Source organism: Clostridium sp. (assembly GCF_034179595.1).
GTDB lineage: Bacteria > Bacillota > Clostridia > Clostridiales > Clostridiaceae > Clostridium.
The window spans coordinates 1-13,163 of sequence record NZ_JAXFPT010000048.1 but is presented as its reverse complement, the minus strand read 5'-3'; the positions used below and the strand labels follow the sequence as shown (position 1 = coordinate 13,163).

Sequence of the window (13,163 nt, the reverse complement as noted above, 5' to 3'; positions counted from 1 at the left end):
TCCAATTACAAAGTTTACTCAACATTTTTATGAAAATTACATTTACAAATTACTTTTAAGATAAATTTTTTTATTTATTTTAATGTTAATTTTTATTGTATTTATTAATATTTCGCTGTAATATAATTTTGTGTTATACTAATTATTATTTATATGATAGTTATAAATTTTTATTAATTATAGGGTGGTGAATATTATTAATATAAAATCATTTATAAGTATTATTTCTAGTAAAATAGTACTTTTTATTTCAAAGAACTTTTTAAAAGGTGGTAGTACCTTCCCAGGTAGAGTTGCTTTAAAGTTAGATAGAAACATCTTAAAAACTGTTTCTAAAGGATATAAAGTTATTCTTATAACTGGTACAAACGGTAAAACAACAACTACAAGTATGATTACAAACATACTTAAAGAAAATGGATTTAAAGTAATAACTAATAATACAGGTGCAAATCTTTTCCCTGGAATTGTTTCCTGCTTTATTGATAACTTTAAATTTGGAGACAAAAACACATCAAAATATGCAGTTATAGAAGTTGATGAAGCTAATGTTAAGTTTATTACTGAATACATAACTCCTGAGCTTTTAACTGTAACTAATTTATTTAGAGATCAGCTAGATAGATATGGTGAAGTATACACAACTCTTACAAAAATCCTTGAAGGAGTAGTTAAAGCTCCTAAAACAAAACTTATCTTAAATGGGGATGAATCTTTACTTGGCAAATTAGATGTTAAAAATCCTACAGAATTTTATGGATTTAGCGTACCAGTACAAGAAGATACAAAGCTTGATGTAAACGCTGATTCTAAATTCTGTAAATTCTGTAAATCTCCATATAGCTATAACTTTATTACATATAATCACTTAGGAGATTTCTATTGCCCTAATTGTGGATATAAAAGACCTCCTTTAAAGTATAAAGTTAATGAAATAATAGAAGTTACTCCTGAATACTCAAGAGTTGTTATAAATAACACTCCAATTACAATAAGTCAATCTGGAGCTTATAACATATATAACGCACTTTGTGCTTATTCAATAACAAAAGAACTTGGGGTACCAGATGAAGTAATTGCAAAATCTTTAGGAAAGCAAGATTCAAGTTTTGGTAGACAAGAAGTTATTAAAATTGATGATAAAAATGTTAAAATAATACTTGTAAAAAATCCTGCAGGTTATAACCAAGCAATCGATACTTTATGCTTAAATAAAGAACCATTCTCTGCTCTATTTATGCTAAATGATAATTATGCAGATGGAAGAGATGTATCTTGGATTTGGGATGTTGATTTTGAAAGACTTCCAAAACTTCCAATAAATAATGTTTATATCTCAGGTATGAGAATGTATGATATGGCAGTTAGACTTAAAACTGCTGGACTTGATGCTAACAAGTTTATAATAGAAGAAGATTATGAAAAATTAACTAACAAGCTTAAAGAATGTAAAGATAAAAACATCTATATACTTGCAACTTATACTGCAATGATTAATTATAGAAAGCATCTACATTCAAAAGGCTATATACAAAAGCTTTGGTAAAGGAGGTATTTTTATGGAATTAAATATTTGTCACCTTTATCCTGATTTATTAAATGTTTATGGTGATGTAGGAAATATATTAATACTTAAATCAAGAGCTGAAGCTCGTGGAATAAAAGTAAATGTTATAGATATATCTGTAAATGATAAATTTGATGGAGAAAATTATGATATAGTTTTCTTTGGTGGTGGCCAAGACTATGAACAATCAATAGTTTCAGCTGACTTAATGAAAAATAAAAAAGAAGATTTAACTAAATATGTAGAAGATTCTAAAGTATTATTAGCTATATGTGGTGGCTATCAACTTCTTGGAAATTATTATAGAGCTCCAAATGGAGAAAAATTAGAAGGATTAAAAATACTTGATATATATACTGAAGGTGGAGACACTCGTTTTATTGGAGATACAATAATAAGAAACGATGAATTTTCTCAAACTTACGTTGGATTTGAAAATCACTCAGGTAGAACTTATATAAATAATTTAAAACCTCTTGGTAAATGCATCCAAGGATACGGAAATAATGGTGAAGATGGTTATGAAGGTTGTGTTTATAAAAACACTTTCTGTACTTATTTCCACGGATCATTACTTTCTAAAAATCCTGAACTTGCAGATAAATTATTAGAGATAGCTTTAAATAATAAGTATGAAAATGTTACTTTAGAACCTCTAAATGATGAATTAGAACTTAAAGCTAAAGAAAATATAATAAAAAGATTTGAAAATAAAGATAAATAAAAAAAAGCCTCTTTTATAGAGGTTTTTTATTTTTAATTTTAATATAACTTTCTGCTTAACTTTATTGTAATAATTTTAATCTCTATTTTAACCTAAACTTTATTGTTATTACTTTAATAAGGTGATATACTTTTTTGTATGCATGTCTATTTAATCATTAACAAAAAAGAATGAGGTGAAAAAATGAATTTAACTAAAAAAAGTATGCTATTAAAAGTAATAGTAGTTGTTTTTGCTATGTATTTATTAGCTCCTTTTGGATTAGTAAAATCATATGCAGATACGCAAACTTTACAAGATCCAAGTATAACTGCAAAATATGCAATTACAATGGATTTAAAGACAGGTGAAATTATTTATTCAAAAAATGCAGATGCAAAAGCATATCCTGCAAGTATAACTAAGCTATTAACTGCTTTAATATTTGCAGAACATGCTCAAAAATATGATACAATCAAATTTACTGAATCTGCAAAATCTCAACCTGCTTATTCATTACATTCAAATTGGCCAGGAGTTACTATGAAAGTCGGAGATACAATGACTGCTGATGATGTAATGAAAGGTTTATTAATGTTCTCAGGAAATGATGCAGCTTACATGATAGCTGATAAGGTTTCTGGAAATGTTGATAATTTTACAAAGCTTATGAATGAAAAAGCTCAAGAGCTTGGTATGAAAAACACACACTTTACAACACCAAACGGATTACATAATGCTAACCACTATACAACAGCTTATGATTTAGCATTACTTACTAAAGCTGCTTTTAACAATCCATGGGTTAGAGAAGTAATGGAAACTAAAGAAGCTACAATTACTATTGGTGGAAAAACTGTTAAATTAGAAAACAGAAATAAGAATTTAGGTAAAGATGGAAATATTGCAGGTAAAACTGGTACAACTGATGCAGCTGGAGAATGTTTATCAGCTGTTTATGACAGAAATGGCAGAGAAATCATTGGTATAGTTTTAGATTCAGCAGTTAGTGCTGATGATTCAACTAGATATAATGACATGAATAAAATAATGGATTATAGCTATGCTGCACAACCATCTGTATTTAAATCAGCTGGAGATTCTATAAAAAATGTAACTTTAAACTATAAAATATTTAGATTCTTTGGTCCTGAAAAGACAATAGAAGCTCCTGTAACATTATCAGAAGATGCTATGCTTTATAAAAATACATTTAATGATAAAAATGCTGAAATAACATTTAATAATGAAGATAAAAATGCATGGTCTGTTGCTTCACACAAAGAAGTTGATTTAAACTTATCAGTTAAAGATTATCATACAACTTTAAAAGGAAGCATTGGAATATCAGCTGGACAATTAATTAAAGCAAATATATTTGCTTACTTAGGTGTACTTGTAGTTATAGTTGTAATAGTATTACTAATACTTTTAATAATAAAATTTATTGGTGGTAGACGTAACCGTAAGAGCCGTTATGGAAGAACATATAGCAGCTATAGAAGATACTAATTTATACTTAGAGTAAGATAAAAGAGCGGAAGTTAACTTCCGCTCTTTTATCTTTTCTTTTTTTTGCTTATACTCTTTTTATTATTTTTAGAAGACTTAGACTTAGTTTTTTTATTTCCCAAACTTTTAACTTTTGACTTATTTTTATTCTTTGTTTTTTTATCTAAATTATTAGTTTTTTTATTTTCTTTTGTATCTTTATTTTCTTTAATACTTTTATTTGCATTTGGTTTTGTTTGCTTCTTCTTCATTACTGAATGTCCAAAGCATCCAAGTGAAGTTCTAGGTAACTTATAATACTCTCCATGGCAATATGCTATTAAATCACCCTTTTCAAAATGAATCTTACCCTTTTCATCTATAAGATCTTCATTTATATGTGAACTTAAAACATCAGCAATAAACATATCATGACTTCCAAAAGGAATTATTTGTCTTACTCTACATTCAATATTTATTGGACATTCCTCAATATATGCAACATTTATGTTGTCACATTCTCTCATAGTAAAATTCATTTCTTTTATTTTATCTATCTTTTTACCACTTCTAACTCCACAAAAATCAACTTTTTTTGTCATACCTGCATGAGGTATATTAACTACAAATTCCATTGACTCTTTTATGTAATCATAAGATAGTCTCTCAGGCCTTATAGAAATTGATAGCATAGGAGGTCTTGTGCATACTGTTCCTGCCCATCCTACAGTAAATACATTATCTTTTCCTTCTTTATTTCTTGATGTTATTAATACTACTGGAACTGGATTTAAAACTACACTTCCTTTAAAATCTCTTTTTTTCATATGTTTTATTACTCCCAATCCTTCCAAACTTCTGGTTTATACCCTACCGTCGCTAATTTTCCATTTCTAACTATAGGTGTTTTTATTAAACTTTGTTCTTTAAGTAAAATTTCAAGCTTAGTTTCATTACTTCTTATTTTATCTAAATTTGAAGTTTTATACGCTTTAGCTTTTTGATTAATTAATTCATTAACCTGAATTACTTTATTTACATTATTTAATTCACCTTTACTTATGCCCTTTTCTTTCATATCTATAAGTGAATATTTTATTTTTCTTTCTTTAAAGTATCTTTCTGCCTTTTTAGTATCAAAACATTTTTTACTTCCAAATATCTGTATATTCAAAATATATATTCCCCTTTCTCTTTATAATAATTCTAATATTTCTTCTGGAGAATCTATTAAATAATCTGGCTTTACCTCTTCTAATCTCTTTAAATCTAATGCTGTATATTTAACTCCACAAGTCTTACAACCAGCTTCTTTTCCACATAATAAGTCAAAATGACTATCCCCTACCATTAATGCATCTTTAGGATCAACACCTAATTTTTCGCAAGCAAATAATGCAGGTTCTGCACTTGGCTTATGCTTTTTTGTGTATTCTGGTGTAACTATTACATCCATATATTTTATTATATCAGCAATCTCCATACCTCTTCTTGCTAAGTTTTCTCTTTTTGAAGTAACTATAGCTAATTTTATACCTCTATTTTTAAGTTCCTCTAAAAGCTTAGGTACTCCTTTAAAAGGAAAACACATATTATCATGAATTTTTTCATTATATTCTCTATACATATGTATTAAATTTTCAATCTTTTCTTCATCTTTAGTAAACATTTTGAAAGTATATGGTAATGGTTGACCAAAATATGATGTTATTTCATTTTTTGAAAGTGTAAGTCCTAACCCTTCTTTAAATGTATAATCAAAAGATTTATATATTAATTCATTAGTATCTAATAAAGTTCCATCTAAGTCAAATAAAACTGCTTTTATCATTTTATCCATCCCCTCTCTTTTTATATACTGGTTATTATATCAAAAATAATACCTTATTACTAACTTTAAATCATTCTAAAGACAATCTTCTACAATTGTAATATTCTAATATTTATGCTATATTTCTGTTATATAAAACTAGTAAACATTTATACTTGGAGGATTATAATGGAATTAAAACTAAAGAATAGAGATTATTATTTTGATACCTTGAAAGGACTTCTTATTTTATTCGTTATAACGGGTAATTCTCTTGAACTTGCAAGCCCACAAAATGTAAACACTCACTATTTTATATTATTTTTATATATGTTCCATATGCCTATGTTTACTTTCGTATCCGGTTATTTTTGTAGACTTAGTAAAAGGACAACCGTACAGAAAGTTAAATCAACATTTAAACTATATTTCTTTGCCCAATTAGCCTATATAATATTTTATAAATACATAATAGGATGTAATGGTTATAAATTTGAACTTATGTACCCTCAATGGACTCTTTGGTACTTATTATCTTTAACTTGTTGGTACATATTATCTGATTACGTTGATAATAATAAAAAATGGCTTATTGGTTCAATAATTGTTTCATTAATTCTAGGATTTGATAATTCAATTGGAAGTTTAAGTAGTATATCAAGAACAATTTTCTTCTTTCCATTTTTCATAGCTGGAATGTCTTTTAAAAAAGAATATGTAGATATATTAAAAAAACATAGATTAAAGCTTTTAGCAGGCTCTATAATAATTCTTATTATACTTTATGCCTTATCACATTCTATAAAAATAGAGCTTTTATTTGAACTATCATCTTACTCATCTTATTATGATGATTTATTATTCCCATTATGTATAAGAGCTTTCCATTATATAGGGGCATTTTTAATTGGTGGATTTATATTAACACTTATACCAAATTTTAGAACAATTTTTTCTCCTATTGGAAAAAATTCATTAGTATTATATCTACTTCATGGTGCAATAAGTAATATATTAATAGGACGTGGAATAGCACGATACTCAAATTTATTTGTTCTTATATTATCAGAACTTCTTATAATTGGAGTAACTATATTATGTGCTGCAATATTCTTAAAACTTAAAAATTTCTATATAACTAAGAAAAGCAATATCTCTTGATATTGCTTTTCTTAGTTTGCTCTATCTTTTAACAATCTAGTACTTTTTGTCATAGTATAAAACACAGATAATTATTTTGTTATAAAAGGAGTGCTTATGAAAAGAAAATTTAGTTTATTAATTTCTAGCCTAGCAATTTTACTTATAACATGCATATGTCTTATTGGATGTGAAAAACCAAATGATAATTCAAATCTAAAAACTGTACGTCTTAATGAAGTTGTACGTTCTGTCTTCTATGCACCAATGTATATTGCAATAAATGAAGGTTTCTTTGAAGAAGAAGGCTTAAACATTGATTTATCCACAGGACAAGGTGCAGATAAGGTTATGCAAAATGTATTGTCTAATAATGCTGATATAGGATTTTGTGGACCAGAACAAGTTATTTATATCTATAATCAAGGTAGAGAAGATTATCCTGTTTTATTCTCACAACTTACAAAAAGAGATGGTTCTTTCCTTGTTGCAAGAGAAAAAGATGAAAACTTTAAATGGTCTGACTTAAAAGGCAAAGACATAATAGGTGGAAGACCTGGCGGTGTTCCTGAAATGGCTTTAGAATATGTATTAAATAAAAACAATATCTCTCCTAAAAAAGATGTTAACATGGTTACTAATTTAGATTTTACAGCAACTTCTGGTGCTTTTAAATCTGGTACTGGAGATTATGTAGCATTATTTGAACCTACAGCTTCAATGCTTGAAAAAGAAGGTAGTGGTCATATAGTTGCATCAATTGGTGAATCATCTGGTGAAGTAGCTTATACTTGCTTCTTCTCAACAAAATCTTATATGGATAATAATAAAGATACAATAGAAAAATTCACACGTGCTATATATAAAGGCCAAATTTGGTTTAAAGAGCATTCTTCTAGTGAAATAGCAGATTCTATTTCATCTTTCTTCCCAGGTACTGATAAAGATATAATTATTTCTGTTATTGATAACTATAAGGAAATAGACGCTATAGCAGATGATCCAACTGTAAATGAAGAAAACTTAAATCATCTTATGGATATAATAAGTGATTATGATTCTTCTTTAATTCAATCAAGGCCACCATTTGAAGATATAGTTAATAATGAATTTTCTAAAAAGGTTACTTCTGAAAAATAATTTATGATAATAAGGAGCTATTCCTTATATGGAATAACTCCTTTATACATATAGTAATTACTATTTTATCTTCTATAAAATAAGGTGGTGAATTTATTTGGCTCTATTAAATATTAATAATATAAAAATGAACTATCACTCTCTTAAAGGAGAAACTGAAGCCATTAAAGATATAAGTTTTGTAGTAAATGATAAAGATTTTTTAAGCATTCTAGGACCTTCTGGATGTGGAAAATCAACACTTTTAAATATAATAAGTGGCCTATTAAAACAATCAAGTGGCACTGTAACTTATAATAATGAACCTATAAGAAATAACTTAGATAAAATAGGCTATATGTTTCAAAAAGATCATCTCTTTGATTGGACTTCAGTTTGGAATAACGTAATACTTGGATTAAAAATTAAGGGCTTACTTACTGATGAAAATATAGCTAGGGTTGAAGCTTTATTAGATAATTATGATTTAACTAAATTTAAAGATCATAAGCCTACTGAATTATCAGGTGGTATGCGTCAAAAAGTTGCTTTAATTAGAACACTTGCATTAAATCCTAAAATTTTATTCTTAGATGAGCCTTTCTCTGCTTTAGATTATCAAACAAGACTTAATGTTTGTGATGAAATTCATCAGATAATAAAGCTTGAAGGAAAAACTGTAATTATGGTAACACATGATATCGGTGAAGCTATATCTACATCAAATAGAATAATTGTGTTAAGTAAAAGACCCTCTGTTATAAAAAGAGAAATAGAAATATCTTTTAAAAATGATCCTTTAACTCCATTTAATAGAAGAAAAGAATCAGAATTTAAAAACTACTTTGATTTACTATGGAAGGAGCTGGATGATAGTGATTAGTAAAGAACACGAGCTTTATTTAAAGAAATTAAAGAAAGATAAACTTAAAATATCTCTTTTTAGAATATTTATATTACTATTCTTTTTAATATTATGGGAAGTTTTAGCTGATTATAAATTTATAGATCCATTCTTAACATCTTCACCATCTAGGATATTTTCATCTCTTTTGTCTTTTATTTCTGATGGAACTATATGGAGTCATATTGCTATCACTTGTTATGAAACAATTATTGGATTTATCTTAGGAACTATTATAGGAACTATCATTGCAATTATTCTTTGGTGGTGTCCATTTACTTCAAAAGTATTAGATCCTTATATAGTTGTTTTAAATGCCCTTCCAAAGGTTGCCCTTGCCCCAATAATCATCTTCTGGGCTGGTAATGGTATAACTGCTATAATTGTAATTGCACTTCTTATATCAGTTGTTACAACAATTATAAGCGTATATACTGGATTTAATGAAATAGATAAAGAAAAACTATTACTTATGGAGACATTCCAAGCATCAAAATTTCAAATATTAAGATATCTAATATTCCCCTATAGTATACCAACATTAATATCAGCACTAAAAATAAATGTTGGATTATCATGGGTAGGTGTTATAATGGGAGAATTTTTAGTTGCACGAAAAGGACTTGGTTTTTTAATAGTTTATGGTGGACAAATATCACAGCTTGATATGGTAATGATGAGTATTGTAATTCTTTCCATAATCGCTTTTATAATGTATAAATTTGTAGCTATTATTGAGAATAAATATGTAAAAAAATAATTAACAATATTTAAAAAGATATCCTATTGATAACATTTTCATTAACATTTATAAAGGGTTTGTAAATATTTGTAACTTGCAAACCCTTGATTTTTCTAGCTTAATCAACTGTTTACTTAATTTCTCTAAAGTGATACATTTATATAGTAATACATAATACTAAGGGGAGATTGACTTGAAATTATTTAGAGAAGCACTTATCATATTTGCAATATGTTTAATAGGGGATGCGATAGTTTCCTTAACTGGCATTCCAATTCCAGGAAACATAATAGGTCTATTATTACTTCTAGTAGCACTTTGTACAAAAATAATAAAAGTTGAACAAGTAGATACAGTATCAACTTTCTTTTTAGACCATTTAGCCTTTTTCTTTATTCCTGCAGGAGTTAACTTAATGACTTCTCTTGGACTTTTAAAATCAAGTATAATACAAATCATAATAGTTTGTATAGTTACTACAGCAATAGTTATTGCTTCAACTGGTTTGATTGTACAATTTATAGTTAACCTATTAAACAAGAAAAAGAAAGGAGAACAATAGGATGAATGCATTATTAAGCGATAAAAACATACTTATACTTTTTAGTATTTTCCTTTCTCTTATCGCATTTGAGATTGGAATGTTTATCTACAAAAAGACAAAAATACCTATATTTAATCCACTACTTATAGCAATAATTCTTGTAATTTTATTTTTAAAAGTATTCCACATAGACTTTGATACATATAATCAAGGTGGTAAATTTATAAATATGTTCCTTGGACCTGCAACAGTAGTATTAGCAGTTCCTCTTTATAAACAAATAGAAGCATTAAAGAAAAATGCAATCGCCATATTTATTGGAATATTCTTTGGAACACTTATCGGAATTTTTTCAATAATATTATTATCACACTTACTAGGACTTAATATATCAATAGTTAAATCATTAATACCTAAGTCTGTAACAACTCCAATAGGTATGGCTATAAGTGCACAACTTAACGGAATAGTACCAGTTACTGTACTTGCAATTATCTTATCCGGAATAATCGGTGCAATAATTGGACCTACAATATTAAAGATATTTAGAATAAGAAATAAAATTGCAGTTGGTATTTCTCTTGGTACAGCATCACATGCTATCGGTACTACAAAAGCATTAGAAATCGGAGAAACTGAAGGTGCTATGAGTTCACTTTCAATAGGTATTTCAGGTACAATGACAGTGTTTATTGCACCTTTAGCATTTAATATTGCAGTATCTGTATACAATTTATTATTCCATTAAAAAGTATAGATATAAAAAAAGAAACCTAATCTTTAGGTTTCTTTTTTTATAAATTTTAATTGTTATATACATTTTTAACTTCTAAAAGTTTTCTATTTAATAATGCTAATTTATTATCTTTAAAAACTGTATATGTTGATTTTCTTGTATATGCTTCTAATTTAAGCATAAATTCTTCAGGCTCTATGCTTTTTTCATACACAAGTTTTAAACCTTTTTCCCATGATGCCGTAAGCTTTGGATTTAAAAGAGATGGTATAGAAACATTTATTACTTCATAAATCATTTCCCCAAGTTCTGTCGGAGTTAAAATTTGTGTTTTATTATTTGATTTAATATAATCAATATTTATTAATTTCTTTAATATCTCAGCTCTAGTTGCTGATGTACCAATACCTGCACCTTTTATATGCTCTCTTAATTCTTCATCTTCTATAAGCTTACCTGCATTTTCCATTGCTATTATTATTGATCCTGTTGAAAATCTTTTAGGAGGACTAGTCTCCCCTTCTTTCATTTCTAAGAAGTTTATATTTACCTTTTCACCCTTTTTTAAATCTTTTGGAAATTCATCAATTTCTTTTTCTTTTTTACTCTCTAAAACATCTAAATATCCTCTTTCAACACAAACCTTTTTAGTTATATAAAAAGGCTCATCACCTACAGTTATAGTTATAGCTTGCTTACTATATTGCGCTTTAGGGTAAAATATAGCTATAAATCTTCTAAGTATTAAAAAATATATCTTTCTTTCTATTTCTTTTAATGAATTTATAGTAAAGTTACCCTCACCAGTAGGAATTATAGCATAGTGATCTGTTATTTTCTTATCATCAACATACTTACTTTTTATAATTGTCTTATCAAAGTTTTTCTCTAATATAGTATTAATAAAGCCTTTTATCTCTTCTCCAATCTCCATATTAGATAACTTAATTATTGTTTTTTTAATTTCTTTTGCAACTGCTGTAGATAAAACTCTAGCATCAGTTCTAGGATATGTAACCATCTTTTTCTCATATAAAGTTTGAAGATGCTTTAAAGTTTCATCTGGACTTATCTTAAACTTCTTAGAACATTCATTTTGAAGCTCAGCTAAGTTAAATAAAAGTGGTGCATTTTTATTTTCCTTAGTCTTTTTTATATTTGAAATTATTCCTTCTTCTAACTTTTCTAGCTCTTTTATAAGAAGTTTACAATCTTCTTTTTTCTTAAATCCACCTTCATTATATAACTTAGGTGAATCTTTATATTTAGATTTCTCTAAAGCCTTCCATTCACCTTGTATATCTTCTTCTTTTTCTTTACGACTAAAGCTTCCTGATATTTTATAAAATGATGTCTTTTTAAAATTCCTGATTTCTCTTTCTCTATCAACAACCATACCTAATACGCAGCTCATAACTCTTCCAACAGCTACAACTGAATTTTTATCTTTTTTTAATATGTTAGATACTTGCCTTCCATATATAAGTGTTAGTAACCTTGAGAAATTAATTCCTATTATGTAATCTTCCTTTGCTCTTAAATATGCTGAATGTGCTAAAGAATCATATTCATCTAGAGGTTTTGCTTCTTTTATACCTCTTTTTATTTCTTCTTCTGTTTGAGAATCAATCCATACACGTAATTTTTCTTTTTGTGGATTTCCAGATAAATCATCAACTAATCGATAGATATACTCTCCTTCCCCTATACTCACTTATACATTTGTGTAAACACTTAAAACTTAGATATACTCTCATTTATTAGTGTTTTACTTATCTTTTTATTTTTACACACACATAAAAAATATAAAATTTATTTATAAATCCTTATAAAAAATATAATTACTTAAAATATATTTTTTTTACACACACAATTTAATAATATATTTAAAATTTATTTATCTTTACTATATTTATCAATAATTTTTAAGCTCAAATTTTTTTTACTAATAAATATTTGTGTTAAAATTTCTTCTGTATCAAGTAATATAATCTCATTGTTCTTTGCAAACTCTCTTGCATTATTAGAAAAACCTTTATGACTAATAAACATTGCTTTATTACATTCCATTATATTGTTTTTTTCATATAAAACTCTATAAATCTTATCTTTAACTAATTGTTTAATTTCATTTAGTGTAACAACCCCATTATAAAATTTAATTTGTCCATATATATTTAGAGTTGCATAAATATTATCTATAACGCATATCTTTTTTGTTCCTATTATATCTAATCCACCATCATGAGTTTTATTTTGTTGTACTATACTTATTCCATGTTCTCTTAAAAACACTAAAATAAAGTCCTGATACATGAATCCTTTTCCAGTATTTTCACAAGTATTTAAGATCTTATCTATTTTATTAAAATATTTTACCTTTTCCACAATATCTATTTCTTTATTA

14 protein-coding genes are annotated in these 13,163 nt (G+C 26.8%); 9 read left to right on the top strand and 5 right to left on the bottom strand.

Annotated features, from left to right (window positions below):
- Positions 1–187 precede the first annotated feature (187 nt).
- The 3 genes from SPJ33_RS05700 (at position 188) to SPJ33_RS05690 (ending at position 3,782) form a co-directional block, all read left to right on the top strand.
- Positions 188–1,546, top strand: a complete 1,359-nt coding sequence (locus SPJ33_RS05700) for a Mur ligase family protein (RefSeq protein ID WP_321117007.1) — start codon at positions 188–190, stop codon at positions 1,544–1,546.
- A 13-nt stretch (positions 1,547–1,559) separates the two neighbouring features.
- A complete protein-coding gene (locus SPJ33_RS05695; protein ID WP_321117006.1) occupies positions 1,560–2,291 on the top strand; it encodes a type 1 glutamine amidotransferase in 732 nt (243 codons plus the stop codon).
- Positions 2,292–2,474: 183 nt separating this feature from the next.
- Positions 2,475–3,782, top strand: coding sequence for a D-alanyl-D-alanine carboxypeptidase family protein (locus tag SPJ33_RS05690; RefSeq protein ID WP_321117005.1), 1,308 nt, complete (start codon positions 2,475–2,477; stop codon positions 3,780–3,782).
- A gap of 47 nt (positions 3,783–3,829) precedes the next feature.
- Here SPJ33_RS05690 and SPJ33_RS05685 read toward each other — a convergent pair whose 3' ends face one another.
- From SPJ33_RS05685 to ppaX, 3 genes are read right to left on the bottom strand one after another with little or no spacing between them, the layout of a single operon-like run.
- Positions 3,830–4,588, bottom strand: a complete 759-nt coding sequence (locus tag SPJ33_RS05685) for a flavin reductase family protein (protein ID WP_321117004.1) — start codon at positions 4,586–4,588, stop codon at positions 3,830–3,832.
- An 8-nt stretch (positions 4,589–4,596) separates the two neighbouring features.
- Complete coding sequence (locus SPJ33_RS05680) at positions 4,597–4,935, bottom strand: arsenate reductase family protein (RefSeq protein WP_321117003.1); 339 nt, start codon at positions 4,933–4,935, stop codon at positions 4,597–4,599.
- A 21-nt stretch (positions 4,936–4,956) separates the two neighbouring features.
- Positions 4,957–5,592, bottom strand: a complete 636-nt coding sequence (gene ppaX / locus SPJ33_RS05675) for a pyrophosphatase PpaX (protein WP_321117002.1) — start codon at positions 5,590–5,592, stop codon at positions 4,957–4,959.
- A 168-nt stretch (positions 5,593–5,760) separates the two neighbouring features.
- On the opposite strand from ppaX, the gene SPJ33_RS05670 reads away from it, so the two are divergent.
- The 6 genes from SPJ33_RS05670 to SPJ33_RS05645 all read left to right on the top strand — a co-directional run bounded on the left by SPJ33_RS05670 (position 5,761) and on the right by SPJ33_RS05645 (position 10,768).
- Positions 5,761–6,732: an acyltransferase family protein gene (locus tag SPJ33_RS05670; protein ID WP_321117001.1), complete on the top strand. Its 972-nt coding sequence runs from the start codon at positions 5,761–5,763 to the stop codon at positions 6,730–6,732.
- A gap of 96 nt (positions 6,733–6,828) precedes the next feature.
- Entirely contained in the window at positions 6,829–7,851 is a 1,023-nt protein-coding gene (locus SPJ33_RS05665) for an ABC transporter substrate-binding protein (protein WP_321117000.1), read from the top strand.
- Positions 7,852–7,948: 97 nt separating this feature from the next.
- The gene (locus SPJ33_RS05660) at positions 7,949–8,713 is read left to right on the top strand and encodes an ABC transporter ATP-binding protein (protein WP_321116999.1); all 765 of its coding nucleotides are present in this window, start codon (positions 7,949–7,951) and stop codon (positions 8,711–8,713) included.
- A complete protein-coding gene (locus SPJ33_RS05655; protein WP_321117062.1) occupies positions 8,709–9,494 on the top strand; it encodes an ABC transporter permease in 786 nt (261 codons plus the stop codon). Before SPJ33_RS05660 ends, SPJ33_RS05655 begins: the two co-directional genes overlap by 5 nt.
- Before the next feature lie 175 nt (positions 9,495–9,669).
- A complete protein-coding gene (locus SPJ33_RS05650) occupies positions 9,670–10,038 on the top strand; it encodes a CidA/LrgA family protein (protein ID WP_321116998.1) in 369 nt (122 codons plus the stop codon).
- A 1-nt stretch (position 10,039) separates the two neighbouring features.
- Positions 10,040–10,768 carry an LrgB family protein gene (locus SPJ33_RS05645; RefSeq protein WP_321116997.1) on the top strand — a complete coding sequence of 243 codons (729 nt, stop codon included), beginning with the start codon at positions 10,040–10,042 and terminating at the stop codon, positions 10,766–10,768.
- Positions 10,769–10,823: 55 nt separating this feature from the next.
- Here SPJ33_RS05645 and SPJ33_RS05640 read toward each other — a convergent pair whose 3' ends face one another.
- Together SPJ33_RS05640 and SPJ33_RS05635 are read right to left on the bottom strand one after the other, a co-directional pair.
- Positions 10,824–12,470, bottom strand: a complete 1,647-nt coding sequence (locus SPJ33_RS05640; RefSeq protein WP_414627212.1) for a type IA DNA topoisomerase — start codon at positions 12,468–12,470, stop codon at positions 10,824–10,826.
- A gap of 179 nt (positions 12,471–12,649) precedes the next feature.
- Positions 12,650–13,163 (bottom strand): restriction endonuclease (locus tag SPJ33_RS05635; protein WP_321116996.1); only part of this gene is annotated, 514 nt, incomplete at its 5' end.